The sequence below is a fragment of the Enterobacter sp. Bisph1 genome, assembly GCF_000814905.1.
GTDB lineage: Bacteria > Pseudomonadota > Gammaproteobacteria > Enterobacterales > Enterobacteriaceae > Kosakonia.
This window is the reverse complement of record NZ_JXAG01000035.1, coordinates 212,804-229,642: the sequence shown is the minus strand read 5'-3', so window position 1 is coordinate 229,642 and position 16,839 is coordinate 212,804. Positions and strand designations below refer to the sequence as shown.

The following is a 16,839-nucleotide window of genomic DNA, read 5'->3' as shown; positions in this document are numbered from 1 at the left end:
GATGGCCTTTAAGCATCCCGTTTCCGTGCTGGTGGTGATTTATGCCGAGGACACGAAACGGGTGCTGATGTTACAGCGACGCGATGATACTGAATTTTGGCAGTCGGTCACCGGCAGCCTTGAACCGGGGGAAAGCGCGTCGCAAGCCGCCATGCGTGAAGTAAAGGAAGAGGTCGACATTGATGTTGCGCTTGAGCAACTGGCCTTAGTCGACTGTCAGCGCACGGTGGAGTTTGAAATATTTAGTCATTTACGTCATCGCTATGCGCCGGGCGTTACGCACAACACCGAATCGTGGTTTTGTCTTGCGCTGCCCCATGAGCGCCAGATCGTTTTCTCTGAACATCTGGCCTACCGCTGGCTTGATGCCCCTGCAGCGGCGGCATTAACCAAGTCGTGGAGCAACCGGCAGGCGATTGAAGAATTTGTTATTAACGCCGACTGATTTTCCGCAAAATTTCAGTGCCCAGGCGGTGGCAATCCCGGACATCATCCGCGCTTATATTCTAAGCGGCGGGTGTGCAAGGGAGCCCCGAACGGATGCTGGAAGGCTGCAGAAAAAGGCTTTATTGGAGAGTTTTTTATGGCAGGTCATAGTAAATGGGCCAACACCAAACACCGCAAAGCGGCACAGGATGCCAAACGCGGTAAGATCTTTACCAAAATTATTCGCGAACTGGTGACGGCAGCCCGTCTCGGCGGCGGCGACATCGCGTCCAACCCGCGTCTGCGCGCAGCGGTGGATAAAGCGCTGTCCAACAACATGACCCGCGACACCTTAAACCGTGCTATCGCGCGTGGTGTCGGCGGCGATGATGACGCGAACATGGAAACCATCATTTATGAAGGTTACGGCCCTGGCGGCACGGCGGTAATGGTGGAGTGTCTGAGTGACAACCGCAACCGTACCGTAGCGGAAGTACGTCATGCATTCAGCAAATGCGGCGGTAACCTCGGCACCGACGGTTCTGTAGCCTATCTGTTCAGCAAAAAAGGCGTCATCTCCTTTGAAGCGGGTGATGAAGACACCATTATGGAAGCCGCGCTGGAAGCGGGTGCGGAAGATGTGGTGACCTTCGATGACGGCGCAATCGACGTTTATACTGCGTGGGAAGAGATGGGCACGGTGCGTGACGCGCTCGAAGCCGCCGGTCTGAAAGCCGACAATGCCGAAGTCTCCATGATCCCGTCCACCAAAGCGGACATGGATGCAGAAACGGCACCTAAATTGCTGCGTCTGATCGATATGCTGGAAGATTGCGACGACGTGCAAGAGGTTTATCACAACGGCGAGATCTCTGATGAGGTTGCGGCGACGCTGTAATGTCGTTGCCTGAGCCGTTTTTAACCGGAGACGCATAATGGCGATTATTCTCGGTATCGATCCGGGTTCGCGCGTGACCGGTTACGGCGTGATCCGCCAGACGGGACGGCTGCTGACCTATCTGGGCAGCGGCTGTATCCGTACCAAAGTGGAGGATTTACCGTCGCGTCTGAAGCTGATTTACGCAGGCGTGACGGAGATCATCACCCAGTTTCAGCCGGATTTTTTCGCCATTGAGCAGGTCTTTATGGCGAAAAATGCCGATTCAGCGTTGAAGCTGGGGCAGGCGCGCGGCGTGGCGATTGTCGCTGCCGTCAATCAGGACTTACCGGTGTTTGAATATGCTGCACGGCAGGTCAAACAGACGGTGGTCGGGATTGGTAGCGCGGAAAAAGCGCAGGTGCAGCATATGGTGCGAACCTTGCTGAAACTGCCGGCGAATCCGCAGGCGGATGCCGCCGATGCGCTGGCTATCGCCATTACCCATTGCCATGTCAGTCAGAATGCCCTGCAGGTGAGCAGCTCGCGGCTCAACCTGGCGCGCGGGCGATTACGCTAAAAAGCGCCGGTTAACCGGCGCTTTTTTCTAATAACGAGCCGATTTTACCCGCATCTTCTTGCGTCGAAGGGTTATAAACCACCATCGTCAGATCCGGCTGGCCCTCCACGCAAAAACTTGAATACTCCAGCGACAGTCGACCCACTGCGCCATGCAGCAGAATTTTGGTGCCTTCTCCCATTACCTCAACATCGTTATTGCCCCACAGCTCGGCAAACTCAGGCGAAGCCGCGCTGAGTTCCTCCACCAGCGGGCGAATCTCAGCGCTTGCGCCCGCACGGGTAGCATCGGCGCGAAAGGCGGCGACCAGAAAACGGGCCAGCGCATGCCAGTCGGCCTGCGCGGCGCGCGCCTGCGGATGGAGAAAAATACGCCGCAAAATATTCCGCTCGCGGGCGGGCTGATTGGGGTAATCAGACAGCACGACCGTTGCGGCTTTGTTCCATGCCAGCACATCCCAGGTGGCGTTACGGATCATCGCCGGGCTCAACGGCATACAGTCCAGCACCTTTTGCAGCCGTTCCGTCACCGTACCTTTTGCCAGCGGCTGCACACCAGGCGCACGGCCTAAGGCCAGGTGAAAGAGATGTTCGCGTTCGTGCCCCGTCAGGCGTAGCGCCTGACAAATTCTCTCCAGCACCGGTGCCGAAGGTGTACCGCCGCGACCTTGTTCAAGCCAGGTGTACCAGGTTGCGCTAATGCAGGCCAGATGCGCGACCTCTTCACGACGCAGCCCCGGCGTGCGGCGCCGCGCGGTATGAAAACCCAGCGCGCCGGGATCAAGCTGCGCCCGGCGTGATTTCAGGTAACTGCCCAGATCGTTTGACTGCGTTGCGCTCTGCATCCTGTTAGTCCTTATACCCCGATAACGTCACTACTTTTCACCTCAACGGATATTTATCAGGATAACAGCGCGAGTCAACTTCAGGAGGCACACGCATGCAGGTTTTTCTGACGGGCGCGACCGGATGGGTCGGCGCAAAGGTAGCGGCGGATCTTATCGCCGCCGGGCATAAAGTCACGGGCCTGGCACGCGATGCGCATAAAGCGCAGGCGCTGATCGCCGCCGGGGGAGAGGTAGTTAGCGGAACGCTGGACGACCATCACCTGTTATTCGACGCGGCCTCACGGGCAGACGCGGTGATCCATACCGCTTTCAACCACGATTTTTCCCGCTTCGCAGACAGTTGTCTGCAAGATAGCCGCGCGATAGAAGTGATGGGCGAAGCGCTGGCGGGTAGCCAGCGTCCGCTGCTGGTCACTTCAGGCCTCGCACGAATTGCCGAGGGGCGCCTGGCGACGGAGCGGGATAAACCCGCCAGCAGGGCCGATTTCCTGCGCCGTTCGGAACAGACGGCACAGGCGCTGGTAGCCAGGGGTGTACGCGCCGCCAGCGTGCGTCTGCCACCGACGGTGCATGGTGTAGGCGACCACGGTTTTATCCCGTTTTTAATCGCTCTGGCGAAAGAGACCGGCGTTTCGGCCTGGCCGGGAGAGGGAAACAACCGTTGGGCAGCGGTGCACCGCCTCGATGCGGCGAAGGTTTACCGGCTGGCGCTGGAAAGTGGTGTCACACAAGCGGTCTATCATGCGGTAGCGGAAGAGGGGATCGCCATGCGCGAAATTGCCATTGCTATCGGTAACAAGCTGGGTTTGCCCGCCGAAAGCCGTGATGTGGACCATTTTGGCTGGTTCGCCACCTTTGCAGCGGCAGACATGGCGGCGTCAAGCAAGCAAACGCAGGAGATTTTAGGCTGGCAACCTGTCGAGCGGGATTTACTGACGGATCTGGCGGATGCGGCCTGGTAGTAGAATTCCTGAACCGCCCTCGAGTTTTGCTGTATATTCGGCTGGATATCTATCCAGCCTTTTTTTATCATACGGCATTACCGTTTAAGCCCTTAGCGCAGGAGCGTCACGTGATAGGCAGACTCAGAGGCATTATTGTAGAAAAACAACCCCCGTTGGTGCTGCTGGAAGTGGGGGGCGTGGGATATGAAGTGCATATGCCGATGACCTGCTTTTATGAACTCCCGGAAGCGGGTAAAGAAGCGGTTGTGTTTACGCAGTTTGTCGTTCGCGAAGACGCGCAGCTGTTATACGGTTTTAATAACAAGCAGGAGCGCACGCTGTTTCGTGAGCTAATCAAAACCAATGGCGTTGGGCCAAAACTGGCGCTGGCGATTTTGTCTGGCATGTCGGCAGCGCAATTTGTTAACGCCGTTGAGCGTGAAGATCCCGCTGCGCTGATCAAACTGCCGGGTATCGGTAAAAAAACCGCCGAGCGTTTAATTGTCGAGATGAAAGACCGCTTTAAAGGTTTGCATGGCGATCTGTTTACGCCGGCGGCGGATTTGGTGCTGACGTCTCCGGCAAGTCCGGCGGCGGATGATGCAGAACAAGAAGCTGTTGCCGCGCTGGTGGCGCTGGGCTATAAACCTCAGGAAGCCAGCCGGATGATAAGTAAACTCGCGCGTCCGGATGCCAGTAGTGAAACCCTGATCCGTGAAGCGCTACGCGCGGCGTTGTGAGGTAGAGGATGATAGAAGCAGACCGTCTGGTGGCGCCCGCCAGTGTCAATATGGAAGAGGCTGCAGACCGCGCTATCCGGCCAAAAATGCTCGCAGAGTATATTGGTCAGCCGCAGGTTCGCTCGCAAATGGAGATCTTTATCCAGGCGGCAAAGTTACGCGGTGACGCGCTGGACCATCTGCTGATTTTTGGCCCGCCGGGCTTAGGTAAAACGACGCTGGCGAACATTGTCGCCAATGAGATGGGCGTGAACTTGCGCACCACCTCCGGGCCGGTGCTGGAAAAGGCGGGCGATCTTGCCGCGATGCTTACCAATCTCGAGCCCCACGATGTGCTGTTTATCGATGAAATTCACCGCCTCTCGCCGGTGGTTGAAGAGGTGCTGTATCCGGCGATGGAAGATTATCAGTTGGATATTATGATTGGCGAAGGGCCCGCTGCGCGCTCGATTAAAATCGACCTGCCGCCGTTTACGCTGATCGGTGCCACCACCCGCGCCGGTTCGCTGACATCGCCCCTGCGCGATCGTTTCGGTATTGTGCAGCGTCTTGAGTTTTATCAGGTCGCTGATTTGCAGCATATCGTCGGGCGCAGCGCGCGCCATATGGGGTTGGTGCTGAGTGAAGAAGGCGCGCTGGAAGTGGCGCGTCGCGCGCGGGGTACGCCGCGTATCGCCAATCGTCTGCTGCGCCGCGTACGTGATTTTGCCGAAGTGAAGCACGATGGCGATATTACGGCCGATATCGCCGCCCAGGCGCTGGACATGCTGAATGTCGATGCCGAAGGTTTTGACTATATGGACCGCAAATTACTGCTGGCGGTGATAGATAAGTTCTTCGGCGGTCCGGTTGGCCTGGACAACCTGGCGGCCGCGATTGGCGAAGAGCGTGAAACTATTGAGGACGTGCTGGAGCCTTATCTGATTCAGCAAGGGTTTTTGCAACGTACGCCGCGCGGAAGAATGGCGACGGTGAGAGCGTGGAGCCACTTTGGTATTACGCCACCGGAAATGCCTTGAATTAACGGGCCGGAAGCATCTGCTTCCGGCCTTTCGCATTAGCTGGCGGGTTTTTTCAACATACTGAAGATAAACAGCAGCGCCGCGCACAGCACCACGGATGGACCTGCAGGCGTGTCATAAAACGCTGAAAACGTCAGCCCGCCGGTGACGGCAATCATCCCAATCCCTACCGCAATAGCCGCCATCTGCTCAGGCGTGCGCGCAAAGCGTCGCGCTGTTGCCGCAGGAATAATCAGCAGTGAAGTAATGATTAAGGCTCCGACAAATTTCATCGCCACGCCAATGGTCAGCGCCGTCACCAGCATCAGCAGTAATTTCACGCGTTGCAGTTTTACGCCGTCGACAAAGGCCAATTCCGGGCTGACGGTCATCGACAACAGATTGCGCCATTGCCAGAACAAGATCCCCATTACGACGATAACGCCCAGGGCAATCGCCACTAAATCGTCTGGCGTCACGGCCAGTAAATCGCCAAATAAATACGCCATTAAATCGACACGAATATTCGACATCAGGCTGACCACGACCAGGCCAAGTGAGAGTGCGCTGTGCGCCATAATACCCAGCAAGGTGTCTATCGCCAGGTGCGGACGTTTTTCCAGCCAAACCAGGCCTGTGGCCAGCAGTAGCGTAACGGCGATCACCGCATAAAACGGATTGACGTCGAGCAGTAAACCAAAGGCGACGCCCAACAGGGAAGCGTGCGCAAGGGTATCGCCGAAATAGGACATGCGCCGCCAGACAACAAACGAACCTAACGGACCCGCCGCGCAGGCGAGCATCACCCCGGCTAACCAGCCGGGAAATAACAATTCAATCATGAGTTTCCATTACCCTGGCGCAGCACGATACGACCCTGTAAGTCGTGGCGGTGGTTGTGATTATGGCGATAAATCCCCAGCTGCTCCGCCCCGCGTTGGCCGAACATTGAGATAAATTCGGGATGCATAGAGACCACTTCCGGCGTGCCGGAGCAGCAAATATGATGGTTAAGGCACAGCACCTCATCGGTTTTGGCCATCACCAGATGCAGATCGTGGGAAACCATCAGTACTGCGCAGTCCAGCTCTTTACGCAACTGATCTATCAAATTATAGAGTGCGACCTGACCGTTAACATCAACGCCTTGAGTAGGTTCGTCCAGCACCAGCAACTGTGGCTTATTGAGCAGCGCGCGCGCCAGCAATACGCGCTGGGTTTCGCCACCGGAAAGCTTTTGCAACGGCGCATCTACCAGATGCGCGGCCTGAACACGTTTCAACGCGGGAATAATATCAGCTTTACGGGTGCCTGGACGCAAGCGCATAAAGCGTCCTACCGTTAGCGGCAGCGTAGCGTCGAGATGAAGTTTTTGCGGGACGTAACCGATACGCAGCCCGTGGTCACGCTTGATAACACCGGTGTCGGGTGCTACTAACCCAAGTACCACACGCACCAGCGTCGATTTCCCGGCACCATTAGGGCCTAACAGCGTTAAAATTTTACCGGTGCGTAAATTTAACGAAATGTCAGACAAGACGCGCCTTTGACCAAACGTGACGGTAATATTTTCGAGCGATACAAGATTAGTCATAACATTTAGAGGGTTGCACAAGTTGTAGAATGTTATAATATCACACCAAACTCACTCCTGACGAACAATAGTTGCATTATGTTACATAAAAATACGCTTCTTTGCGCAGCGTTATCCGCTGAGCTTTTAAGTAGCGCAGCACAAACTGCTAACGCTGCTGTCGTGACATCATTAAAGCCGCTGGGGTTTATCGCCTCCGCAATTGCCGACGGGGTAACATCTACTGAAGTGTTACTTCCTGACGGTGCTTCCGAGCATGATTATTCACTGCGTCCCTCCGATGTAAAACGTTTACAGAACGCGGACTTAGTATTTTGGGTCGGACCCGAAATGGAATCCTTTATGTCACGATCTGCCGGACAACTCCCGCCGCAAAAATTGGTGACGATGGCTGAAATCGATGGCGTGAAGGCGTTGCTCATGAAAGGGGCAGATGAGGACGAGGAAGAGCACGATGGCGGGCATCATCATGACGAAAAAGGTGACGCCGATCACCATCACGGTGAGTACAACATGCATCTGTGGCTGTCGCCAGAAATTGCACTGTTGTCAGCTGTTGCAATCCATAAAAAATTAGTGGAAGTTATGCCGCAAAGTCGAGCCAAGCTTGACGCCAATCTGCAGGCTTTTGAAGCATCCTTAGCTCAGGCCGATAAGCAGGTGGGTAATGAGCTGGCACCGCTGAAAGGGAAAGGGTATTTCGTTTTTCATGACGCCTATGGCTACTTTGAAAAACACTACGGGCTGACTCCATTGGGTCACTTTACCGTTAACCCCGAAATTCAGCCTGGTGCGCAGCGTTTACATCAAATCAGAACACAGTTGGTTGAGCAAAAAGCAGTCTGCGTTTTTGCTGAGCCACAGTTCAGGCCAGCGGTCGTAGAAGCCGTCGCCAGAGGGACATCCGTTCGAATGGGAACGTTGGATCCACTCGGTATCGGTATCAAGCCAGGCAAAGAGAGCTATTCGCAGTTCCTTGCCCAGCTTTCTCATCAGTATGCGAGCTGCCTGAAAGGAGAATAACGAGGAAGTGAACACGTGCAACAGATAGCCCGCTCTGTCGCCCTGGCATTCAGTAATTTGCCCCGACCCCATCGCGTTATGCTGGGGTCGCTTACGGTGTTGACACTCACCGTCGCCGTCTGGCGACCCTATGTTTACCATCCTGAATCTACCCCGCCCATCGTAAAATCGATTGAACTGCCGAGGAATGAGATTCGTTCTTTGCTGCCGGAAGCCAGTGAGCCTATCGATCAGACCACCTCCGATGACGACGTAGACGCAATCCCGCAGGATGAACTGGACGATAAAACCGCCAATGAAGCTGGCGTTCATGAATATGTGGTCTCCACCGGCGATACCCTAAGCAGTATTCTTAATCAGTACGGCATCGATATGGGCGATATCAGTCAGCTCGCCGCAGCCGATAAAGAGCTGCGTAACCTGAAAATCGGCCAACAAATTTCCTGGACGCTGACCGACGATGGCGATTTACAGCGCCTGACCTGGGAGATGTCCCGTCGTGAAACCCGCACCTACGACCGCATTGATGGCGGTTTCAAAATGACCAGCGAGTTGCAAAAGGGCGATTGGGTCAACGCGGTGATGAAAGGCACCGTCGGCGGTAGCTTTGTCAGTAGCGCCCGTGATGCCGGCCTCTCTAGTGGTGAAGTCAGCGCGGTGATTAAAGCCATGCAGTGGCAAATGGATTTTCGCAAGCTGAAAAAAGGCGATCAGTTCTCCGTATTAATGTCGCGCGAAATGCTCGATGGCAAGCAAGAACAGAGCCAGCTGCTCGGCGTGCGCTTGCGTTCCGACGGGAAAGATTATTATGCGTTTCGTGCCGAAGACGGCAAATTCTACGATCGTAACGGTACTGGCCTGGCCAAAGGCTTCTTGCGTTTCCCGACGTCTAAACAGTTCCGTATCTCATCAAACTTCGATCCGCGCCGTCTGAACCCGGTAACCGGTCGTATTGCGCCGCATAAAGGGGTGGATTTTGCCTTACCGCAGGGTACGCCAGTGCTGGCGGTAGGCGATGGCGAAGTGGTGGTAGCGAAACGCAGCGGCGCTGCCGGTAACTATGTGGCAATCCGTCATGGACGCACCTATACCACCCGCTATATGCATCTGCGTAAGCTGCTGGTGAAACCGGGGCAGAAAGTCAAACGTGGCGATCGTATTGCGCTTTCCGGCAACACCGGACGCTCTACGGGCCCACATCTGCACTATGAAGTATGGATCAACCAGCAGGCGGTCAACCCGTTAACAGCGAAACTGCCGCGTACAGAAGGGCTGGCCGGTTCGGATCGTAAAGATTATCTGGCGCAGGTGAAAGAGTATTTACCGCAGCTGAGCGTCGACTGATTCGTTTAACAAATGCGCGTCCGAAGCCGATGCCTTAACCGCATCGGCTTTTTCTTTTGTGCGATGGATGGCGTCTCGCTACACTGTCTCATAATTTTACCCAATGATTTCTGGCCTGCGGAAGATGCATGGAAACGACAAAAAATACCGCTGAGTATATCCCCGAGTTTGAAAGTGAATTTCGTCATCCGCGCAACTGGGGCGCGTGGCTTGGGGTGCTGGCTTTTGCTGGCGTTGCATTAATCCCGCCGTCGGTACGCGATCCTGTGCTTGGCAAACTGGGGCGGATGGCCGGCAAGTTAGGCAAAGGCGCGCGACGGCGTGCGCAGATTAACCTCCTTTACTGCTTCCCGGAAAAAAGCGAAGCGGAAAGGGAGGCGATTATTGATGAGATGTTTGCCACTGCGCCGCAGGCGATGGTGATGATGGCGGAACTGGCCATCCGCGGGCCGCAAAAGATCCAGTCGCGCGTGGAGTGGCAGGGCGGTGAGATTATCGATGAGATGCGTCGCAACGATGAGAAGGTCATTTTTCTGGTTCCCCACGGCTGGGGCATCGATATTCCAGCGATGCTGATGGCCTCGCAGGGGCAAAAAATAGCTGCCATGTTTCATAACCAGGGCAATAAGGTTTTCGATTATGTGTGGAATACCGTGCGCCGTCGTTTTGGCGGGCGTCTGCATGCGCGCAATAACGGTATTAAACCCTTTATCCAGTCGATACGACAGGGCTACTGGGGCTACTATCTGCCGGACCAGGATCACGGCGCGGAGCACAGCGAATTTGTTGATTTCTTTGCCACTTATAAAGCGACCCTGCCGGCTATTGGCCGCCTGATGAAAGTGTGCCGCGCGCGCGTGGTGCCCCTGTTCCCTCTGTATGATGCCAAAACGCATCGCTTGATTATTCAGGTTCGACCGCCAATGGATGACCTGCTGACCGCCGATGATATAACGATTGCCAGGCGTATGAACGAAGAGGTGGAAATCTTCGTTGGCCCGCGTCCTGAACAATACACCTGGATCCTTAAGCTGTTAAAAACGCGCAAACCAGGTGAAACCGAGCCTTACCAGCGTCAAGAGCTGTTCCCTAAAAAATGACAACAAAAAGGCCTCGTAAGAGGCCTTAAACTTTTGTGCCCTTCAGCAGCGCTTATTCGACGGTGAGAATACGCGTGGTGTTGGTGGTGCCGATGGTGCTCATCACATCGCCCTGGGTCACGATAACCAGGTCGCCTGACAGCAGGTAACCTTTATCGCGCAGCAGGTTCACGGCATCATTCGCTGCCGCCACGCCGTCGGTGGCGCTGTCAAAGTGCACCGGGGTAACGCCGCGGTACAGCGCCGTCAGATTAAGGGTTCTTTCATGACGCGAGAGAGCGAAAATCGGTAAACCCGAACTAATGCGCGACGTCATCAGCGCCGTGCGGCCAGATTCAGTCATGGTGATGATAGCGGTTACACCTTTAAGGTGGTTTGCGGCATACATCGCCGACATCGCAATCGCTTCTTCTACGTTGTCGAACTGAATATCCAGGCGGTGCTTGGAAACGTTGATGCTGGGGATTTTTTCCGCGCCGAGGCAGACGCGCGCCATTGCGGCAACGGTTTCAGACGGATACTGACCGGCGGCGGTTTCAGCCGATAGCATCACCGCATCGGTGCCGTCCAGCACGGCGTTCGCCACATCCATCACTTCCGCGCGGGTCGGCATCGGGTTGGTAATCATCGATTCCATCATCTGCGTGGCGGTGATCACCGCACGGTTCAACTGACGCGCACGACGAATAAGCGCTTTCTGAATCCCCACCAGTTCCGGGTCGCCAATTTCAACGCCGAGATCGCCGCGAGCCACCATCACCACATCGGAGGCGAGGATAACATCATCCATCGCATCCTGACTGCAGACCGCTTCTGCGCGCTCGACTTTGGCGACAATTTTGGCGTCACAGCCAGCATCGCGCGCCAGACGGCGAGCGTAGTTAAGATCTTCACCACAGCGCGGGAAAGAGACCGCCAGATAGTCAACGCCGATCAGCGCAGCCGTCACGATATCCGCTTTGTCTTTGTCCGTCAGCGCTTCGGCAGAGAGACCGCCGCCCAGCTTGTTAATGCCTTTGTTATTCGACAGCGGGCCGCCTACGGTGACTTCGGTAAACACTTTCATGCCCTGAACTTCCAGCACCTTCAGCTGGACGCGACCGTCGTCAAGCAGCAGGATATCGCCCGGCACCACGTCAGCGGGCAATCCTTTATAGTCGATACCCACTTGCTCTTTGTCGCCTTCGCCTTTGCCAAGGTTGGCGTCAAGCAGGAATTTATCACCGATATTGAGGAAGACTTTGCCTTCCTTAAACGTTGAGACACGGATTTTTGGCCCTTGTAAATCGCCAAGGATAGCCACGTGACGTCCCAGTTTTGCCGCAATTTCACGTACTTTATCTGCACGTAGTTTATGATCTTCAGCTGTACCGTGAGAGAAGTTCATACGCACCACGTTAGCGCCTGCTGCGATCACCTTTTCAAGGTTATTATCGCGATCGGTAGCCGGGCCTAAGGTGGTTACGATTTTGGTTCTGCGAAGCCTTCTGGACATGTAATACTCCGTTGACTAAAAACATGGTGTTGCGTGAACATAAATCCGGTCAGTTAGCGCCCCGCTGTGAAGGGCGATGCGTGAGATCGGACAGCGTAAGAGGTTACCGCTTTTTTATTAACGATTAGTGGTTATCGCTTTTAATAAACAGCTCTTTATCAAAGCGCGATTCTTTCAGTGCTTCTTTGACTCGCTTCAAGTTATCTCTGAATTTCGCCCCACGACGCAAGGTAAAACCTGTTGCCAGCACATCAATCACCGTCAGTTGCGCAAGCCGGGAGACCATCGGCATATAAATATCGGTATCTTCCGGCACATCGAGGGTAATCGCCAGCGTCGCTTCCCGTGCCAGCGGCGTGCCTGCGGAAGTCAGCGCGATGACCATGGCATCGTTTTCACGGGCCAGCTGCGCCAGTTCAACTAAATTCTTGGTTCTTCCTGTATGGGAGATCAACACTACCACATCATCGTCGCTACAATTCATACAGCTCATCCGTTGCAGCACAATATCGTCTGAGTAAACCACCGGGACGTTAAAGCGGAAAAATTTATTCATCGCATCGTGGGCAACCGCAGCGGACGATCCAAGGCCAAAGAAGGCGATTCTCTTCGCCTGGGTCAGCAGATCCACCGCGCGGTTTACGGCGGCCATATCCAGCGATTGACGCACGTGGTCGAGGCTTGCCATAGCGGATTCGAAGATTTTGCCAGTGTAAGCTTCAACACTGTCATCTTCATCGACATTTCGATTAACATAGGGCGTGCCGTTGGCGAGGCTTTGCGCCAGATGCAGTTTGAAATCAGGGAAGCCGCGGGTATCAAGGCTGCGGCAGAAACGGTTTACGGTCGGTTCGCTCACGTCAGCGTCTTGCGCAAGCGCGGCGATGCTTGAGTGAATGGCCTGATCCGGCGCGGCGAGGATCACTTCCGCCACTTTTCGCTCAGATTTGCTAAGGTGTTCCAGCCGTGACTGGATTTTTTCCAGCATATTCATGGGTAATAAGGCACTCATGGTAAAACGATTACACTTTGAGATGAAATCGCGATGCGGTTTAGCCCGATATTACCCTTGCGGCGCACCGAATAGTAAGTAGTGCCAGGAAATGTTGTTGTTTTTTTTCAATACATGATCAGAGTCGGATTTTATTAGCGCCCCGTGCGGCGCATATCCCGCGCGATTCAGGCGGAAAAGGCCTTTATTCATCACAACAAAATAACGCACATCCTGACAAGGCGTAACAGTTTCGGGAATGACGTAAAAGCAGTACAGTGCACTGTAATAAAATTACAACTGAGGCCTGGCTGAAAACTCCAGGATAGCCAACTGAGGAGAAAGACATGGCGGTAATACAAACAGCCCAGGCGTGTGACCTGGTCATTTTCGGTGCCAAGGGCGATCTTGCCCGCCGGAAATTGCTGCCTTCCCTGTACCAACTGGAAAAAGCGGGTCAGATTCACCCGGATACCCGTATCCTGGGCGTCGGCCGCGCTGACTGGGACAAGGAAGCCTATACCAAGGTTGTGCGTGAAGCGCTTGAAACCTTTATGAAGGAAAAGATCGACGAGAGCCTGTGGGACAAATTGTGTAGCCGTCTGGATTTTTGCAATCTTGATGTGAATGACACCGCTGCGTTCAAACGTCTCGGCGAGATGCTGGATCAGAAAAACCGCACCACCATCAACTATTTTGCCATGCCGCCGAGCACCTTTGGCGCAATCTGTAAAGGGCTGGGCGAAGCGAAGCTGAATGCGAAACCTGCGCGCGTGGTGATGGAAAAGCCCCTTGGCACTTCCCTTGCGACATCGCGAGAGATTAATGACCAGGTAGGCGAGTTTTTCGAAGAGTGCCAGGTATACCGTATCGACCATTATCTTGGTAAAGAGACGGTGCTCAACCTGTTGGCGCTGCGTTTTGCCAACGCTCTGTTTGTCAATAACTGGGACAATCGCACTATCGACCACGTGGAGATTACCGTGGCGGAAGAAGTGGGCATTGAAGGGCGCTGGGGCTATTTCGACCAGGCCGGCCAGATGCGCGACATGATCCAGAACCACTTATTGCAAATTTTGTGCATGATTGCCATGTCGCCGCCGTCGGATCTGAGCGCCGACAGCATTCGCGACGAGAAGGTAAAAGTCCTCAAGTCCCTGCGCCGTATCGATCGCACCAACGTGCGCGAAAAAACCGTCCGTGGTCAATACACGGCAGGTTTTGCACAGGGTAAAAAAGTGCCGGGCTATCTGGAAGAAGAGGGCGCGAATAAAAGCAGTAATACCGAAACCTTCGTCGCTATTCGTGTCGATATTGATAACTGGCGTTGGGCGGGCGTGCCATTCTACTTGCGCACCGGTAAACGTTTACCGACGAAGTGCTCCGAAGTGGTGGTCTACTTTAAGACCCCGGAACTGAACCTGTTCAAAGAGTCCTGGCAGGATCTGCCGCAGAATAAACTGACCATTCGCCTGCAGCCGGACGAAGGGGTCGATATTCAGGTGTTGAATAAAGTGCCGGGTCTGGATCACAAGCACAACCTGCAAATCACTAAGCTTGATCTGAGCTACTCCGAAACCTTTAACCAGACCCATCTGGCGGACGCTTATGAGCGCCTTCTGCTGGAAACTATGCGCGGTATCCAGGCGCTGTTTGTGCGTCGTGACGAAGTGGAAGAGGCATGGAAATGGGTCGACTCCATTACCGAAGCCTGGGCGGCAGATAATGACTCGCCGAAGCCTTATCAGGCGGGTACCTGGGGACCGGTTGCCTCGGTGGCGATGATCACCCGCGACGGCCGTTCCTGGAACGAGTTTGAGTAATTAATCCCTGTTATAGGCTGTGTTATTTTACCGGTAACATGATCTAGCACAGCTCTGCGAACATTTTTTCATCTTTCAGGCCCCGACTGGATTCACCAGCGGGGCTTTTTTTATTACACTAGCTGAAGCGATTTTGCCCTTGGGGTGCGGTGCTCAGGTGTTTTTTCCTTGCTAAGGAAAGCTTCTTACACCCTTAATGCCGCTACCCCGGACAGATAAATTTCAGGAGCCTCTATGAACCCTACAATGTTACGCGTAACAAATCGCATTATTGAACGTTCGCGCGAAACCCGCTCAGCATATCTGGCGCGTATTGAACAAGCGAAAAGCGACACCGTGCAACGTTCTACCCTGGCCTGCGGTAACCTTGCACACGGCTTTGCCGCTTGTCAGCCTGACGATAAAGCCGCCCTTAAAAGCATGCTGCGCAACAATATCGCCATCATCACCTCCTATAACGACATGCTCTCCGCACACCAGCCGTATGAAGTCTACCCGGACATTATTCGTAAAGCCCTGCATTCGGTGAATGCGGTCGGGCAGGTTGCGGGCGGCGTTCCGGCGATGTGCGATGGCGTCACGCAGGGCCAGGATGGGATGGAGCTATCCCTGCTGAGCCGCGAAGTAATTGCCATGTCTGCCGCTGTCGGTCTGTCGCACAATATGTTTGATGGCGCGTTGTACCTCGGCGTATGTGACAAAATCGTCCCCGGTCTGGCGATGGCGGCGCTGTCGTTTGGCCATTTGCCCGCGCTGTTTGTGCCGTCAGGTCCGATGGCGAGCGGCCTGGCTAATAAAGAAAAAGTGCGTATCCGTCAGCTTTATGCCGAGGGCAAGGTCGATCGTCAGGCGCTGCTGGAATCAGAAGCGGCCTCCTATCACGCGCCTGGCACTTGTACGTTCTACGGCACCGCCAACACCAACCAGATGGTGATTGAATTTATGGGCATGCAGCTGCCGGGCTCCTCGTTTGTGCATCCGGATGCGCCGCTGCGCAGGGCGCTGACGGAAGCCGCCGCACGCCAGGTTACACGTCTAACGGGCAACGGCAATGAGTGGATGCCCCTTGGCAAGATGATCGATGAAAAAGTAGTCGTGAACGGTATCGTTTCGCTGCTGGCAACCGGCGGCTCAACCAACCACACCATGCACCTGGTGGCGATGGCGCGGGCGGCGGGCATCATTATCAATTGGGATGATTTCTCCGATCTCTCCGATGTCGTGCCGTTGCTGGCGCGCCTCTACCCGAATGGCCCGGCGGACATTAACCACTTCCAGGCCGCGGGCGGCGTACCGGTATTACTGCGTGAGCTGCTCAAAGGCGGTCTGCTGCATGAAGATGTTAATACCGTGGCGGGCTTTGGTCTGACGCGTTATACCCATGAGCCATGGCTGAATAATGGTGAGCTGGACTGGCGCGAAGGGGCGGCGGTTTCTTTAGATGACAGCGTGATTGCCAGCATCGATAAACCTTTCTCGCAGCATGGCGGCACCAAAGTGCTGAGCGGCAACCTTGGGCGCGCGGTTATGAAAACCTCCGCTGTACCGCATGACAATCAGGTAATCGAAGCGCCGGCGGTGGTGTTTGAAAGCCAGCATGACGTATTACCGGCCTTTGAAGCGGGCCTGCTGGACCGTGATTGCGTGGTAGTTGTCCGTCATCAAGGGCCAAAAGCGAACGGGATGCCAGAATTACATAAACTCATGCCGCCACTTGGTGTATTATTGGACCGCCGTTTCAAAATTGCATTAGTTACTGATGGACGGCTGTCAGGTGCATCAGGTAAAGTGCCGTCGGCAATTCACGTTACACCAGAAGCGTATGATGGTGGATTGTTGGCGAAAGTACGTGATGGCGACATTATTCGAGTGAACGGGCAGACCGGCGAATTAACCCTGCTGGTGGATGACAACGAACTTGCCGCACGTCAGCCACATATTCCTGACCTGAGCGCAATGCGCGTGGGCACAGGGCGCGAAATGTTTAGTGCGCTGCGGGAGAAACTTTCCGGTGCGGAGCAGGGCGCGACCTGTATCACTTTTTAAGACGACAA

Annotated in this window: 16 protein-coding genes; 11 read left to right on the top strand and 5 right to left on the bottom strand. The window is 54.8% G+C overall.

Features of this window, described 5'->3' with window-relative positions; genetic code table 11:
• The first annotated feature begins 1 nt into the window (after nt 1).
• From nudB to ruvC, 3 genes are all read left to right on the top strand, one after another.
• A complete protein-coding gene (nudB, locus tag RW65_RS10335) occupies nt 2–445 on the top strand; it encodes a dihydroneopterin triphosphate diphosphatase (protein WP_039056642.1) in 444 nt (147 codons plus the stop codon).
• Nucleotides 446–583: 138 nt separating this feature from the next.
• Nucleotides 584–1,324 carry a YebC/PmpR family DNA-binding transcriptional regulator gene (locus tag RW65_RS10330; RefSeq protein ID WP_039056641.1) on the top strand — a complete coding sequence of 247 codons (741 nt, stop codon included), beginning with the start codon at nt 584–586 and terminating at the stop codon, nt 1,322–1,324.
• Between the two features lie 37 nt (nt 1,325–1,361).
• On the top strand, nt 1,362–1,883 hold the full coding sequence (ruvC, locus tag RW65_RS10325) for a crossover junction endodeoxyribonuclease RuvC (RefSeq protein WP_039056640.1): 522 nt from the start codon (nt 1,362–1,364) through the stop codon (nt 1,881–1,883).
• A 10-nt stretch (nt 1,884–1,893) separates the two neighbouring features.
• Here the strand turns inward: ruvC and RW65_RS10320 are convergent, their stop codons facing one another.
• Nucleotides 1,894–2,727, bottom strand: a complete 834-nt coding sequence (locus RW65_RS10320) for a helix-turn-helix transcriptional regulator (RefSeq protein WP_039056639.1) — start codon at nt 2,725–2,727, stop codon at nt 1,894–1,896.
• 95 nt (nt 2,728–2,822) lie between these two features.
• Here RW65_RS10320 and RW65_RS10315 point away from each other — a divergent pair, with 95 nt between their 5' ends.
• The 3 genes from RW65_RS10315 (at nt 2,823) to ruvB (ending at nt 5,433) form a co-directional block, all read left to right on the top strand.
• Nucleotides 2,823–3,692, top strand: coding sequence for an SDR family oxidoreductase (locus RW65_RS10315; protein ID WP_039056638.1), 870 nt, complete (start codon nt 2,823–2,825; stop codon nt 3,690–3,692).
• A 110-nt stretch (nt 3,693–3,802) separates the two neighbouring features.
• A complete protein-coding gene (ruvA, locus tag RW65_RS10310) occupies nt 3,803–4,414 on the top strand; it encodes a Holliday junction branch migration protein RuvA (RefSeq protein ID WP_039056725.1) in 612 nt (203 codons plus the stop codon).
• Nucleotides 4,415–4,422: 8 nt separating this feature from the next.
• Entirely contained in the window at nt 4,423–5,433 is a 1,011-nt protein-coding gene (ruvB, locus tag RW65_RS10305) for a Holliday junction branch migration DNA helicase RuvB (RefSeq protein ID WP_039056636.1), read from the top strand.
• Between the two features lie 38 nt (nt 5,434–5,471).
• Here ruvB and znuB read toward each other — a convergent pair whose 3' ends face one another.
• Together znuB and znuC are read right to left on the bottom strand one after the other, a co-directional pair.
• On the bottom strand, nt 5,472–6,257 hold the full coding sequence (gene znuB, locus RW65_RS10300) for a zinc ABC transporter permease subunit ZnuB (protein ID WP_039056635.1): 786 nt from the start codon (nt 6,255–6,257) through the stop codon (nt 5,472–5,474).
• Nucleotides 6,254–7,009, bottom strand: coding sequence for a zinc ABC transporter ATP-binding protein ZnuC (znuC, locus tag RW65_RS10295; protein ID WP_039056634.1), 756 nt, complete (start codon nt 7,007–7,009; stop codon nt 6,254–6,256). Before znuC ends, znuB begins: the two co-directional genes overlap by 4 nt.
• A gap of 78 nt (nt 7,010–7,087) precedes the next feature.
• On the opposite strand from znuC, the gene znuA reads away from it, so the two are divergent.
• From znuA to lpxM, 3 genes are all read left to right on the top strand, one after another.
• Nucleotides 7,088–8,032: a zinc ABC transporter substrate-binding protein ZnuA gene (gene znuA, locus RW65_RS10290; RefSeq protein ID WP_039056632.1), complete on the top strand. Its 945-nt coding sequence runs from the start codon at nt 7,088–7,090 to the stop codon at nt 8,030–8,032.
• A gap of 15 nt (nt 8,033–8,047) precedes the next feature.
• Nucleotides 8,048–9,376, top strand: a complete 1,329-nt coding sequence (mepM, locus tag RW65_RS10285) for a murein DD-endopeptidase MepM (RefSeq protein WP_039056631.1) — start codon at nt 8,048–8,050, stop codon at nt 9,374–9,376.
• 128 nt (nt 9,377–9,504) lie between these two features.
• On the top strand, nt 9,505–10,476 hold the full coding sequence (lpxM, locus tag RW65_RS10280; RefSeq protein WP_039056630.1) for a lauroyl-Kdo(2)-lipid IV(A) myristoyltransferase: 972 nt from the start codon (nt 9,505–9,507) through the stop codon (nt 10,474–10,476).
• Nucleotides 10,477–10,528: 52 nt separating this feature from the next.
• Here the strand turns inward: lpxM and pyk are convergent, their stop codons facing one another.
• Both pyk and RW65_RS10270 read right to left on the bottom strand, forming a co-directional pair.
• Nucleotides 10,529–11,971 carry a pyruvate kinase gene (gene pyk, locus RW65_RS10275; protein ID WP_039056629.1) on the bottom strand — a complete coding sequence of 481 codons (1,443 nt, stop codon included), beginning with the start codon at nt 11,969–11,971 and terminating at the stop codon, nt 10,529–10,531.
• Between the two features lie 124 nt (nt 11,972–12,095).
• Nucleotides 12,096–12,965 (bottom strand): MurR/RpiR family transcriptional regulator, encoded by an 870-nt coding sequence (locus tag RW65_RS10270; protein WP_039056628.1) that lies wholly within the window; start codon nt 12,963–12,965, stop codon nt 12,096–12,098.
• Nucleotides 12,966–13,309: 344 nt separating this feature from the next.
• Here RW65_RS10270 and zwf point away from each other — a divergent pair, with 344 nt between their 5' ends.
• Together zwf and edd are read left to right on the top strand one after the other, a co-directional pair.
• Nucleotides 13,310–14,785 carry a glucose-6-phosphate dehydrogenase gene (zwf, locus tag RW65_RS10265; RefSeq protein ID WP_039056627.1) on the top strand — a complete coding sequence of 492 codons (1,476 nt, stop codon included), beginning with the start codon at nt 13,310–13,312 and terminating at the stop codon, nt 14,783–14,785.
• A 234-nt stretch (nt 14,786–15,019) separates the two neighbouring features.
• Entirely contained in the window at nt 15,020–16,831 is a 1,812-nt protein-coding gene (edd, locus tag RW65_RS10260; protein ID WP_039056626.1) for a phosphogluconate dehydratase, read from the top strand.
• Nucleotides 16,832–16,839: the final 8 nt, after the last annotated feature.

Bases quoted from the DNA above. Each gene is read 5' to 3' on its own strand.
- znuA (WP_039056632.1), top strand. From the start codon at position 7,088: ATGTTACATAAAAATACGCTTCTTTGCGCAGCGTTATCCGCTGAGCTT.
- RW65_RS10315 (WP_039056638.1), top strand. From the start codon at position 2,823: ATGCAGGTTTTTCTGACGGGCGCGACCGGATGGGTCGGCGCAAAGGTA.
- edd (WP_039056626.1), top strand. From the start codon at position 15,020: ATGAACCCTACAATGTTACGCGTAACAAATCGCATTATTGAACGTTCG.
- znuB (WP_039056635.1), bottom strand. From the start codon at position 6,257: ATGATTGAATTGTTATTTCCCGGCTGGTTAGCCGGGGTGATGCTCGCC.
- znuC (WP_039056634.1), bottom strand. From the start codon at position 7,009: ATGACTAATCTTGTATCGCTCGAAAATATTACCGTCACGTTTGGTCAA.
- ruvC (WP_039056640.1), top strand. From the start codon at position 1,362: ATGGCGATTATTCTCGGTATCGATCCGGGTTCGCGCGTGACCGGTTAC.
- RW65_RS10320 (WP_039056639.1), bottom strand. From the start codon at position 2,727: ATGCAGAGCGCAACGCAGTCAAACGATCTGGGCAGTTACCTGAAATCA.
- RW65_RS10270 (WP_039056628.1), bottom strand. From the start codon at position 12,965: ATGAATATGCTGGAAAAAATCCAGTCACGGCTGGAACACCTTAGCAAA.
- nudB (WP_039056642.1), top strand. From the start codon at position 2: ATGGCCTTTAAGCATCCCGTTTCCGTGCTGGTGGTGATTTATGCCGAG.
- lpxM (WP_039056630.1), top strand. From the start codon at position 9,505: ATGGAAACGACAAAAAATACCGCTGAGTATATCCCCGAGTTTGAAAGT.
- RW65_RS10330 (WP_039056641.1), top strand. From the start codon at position 584: ATGGCAGGTCATAGTAAATGGGCCAACACCAAACACCGCAAAGCGGCA.
- pyk (WP_039056629.1), bottom strand. From the start codon at position 11,971: ATGTCCAGAAGGCTTCGCAGAACCAAAATCGTAACCACCTTAGGCCCG.
- zwf (WP_039056627.1), top strand. From the start codon at position 13,310: ATGGCGGTAATACAAACAGCCCAGGCGTGTGACCTGGTCATTTTCGGT.
- ruvB (WP_039056636.1), top strand. From the start codon at position 4,423: ATGATAGAAGCAGACCGTCTGGTGGCGCCCGCCAGTGTCAATATGGAA.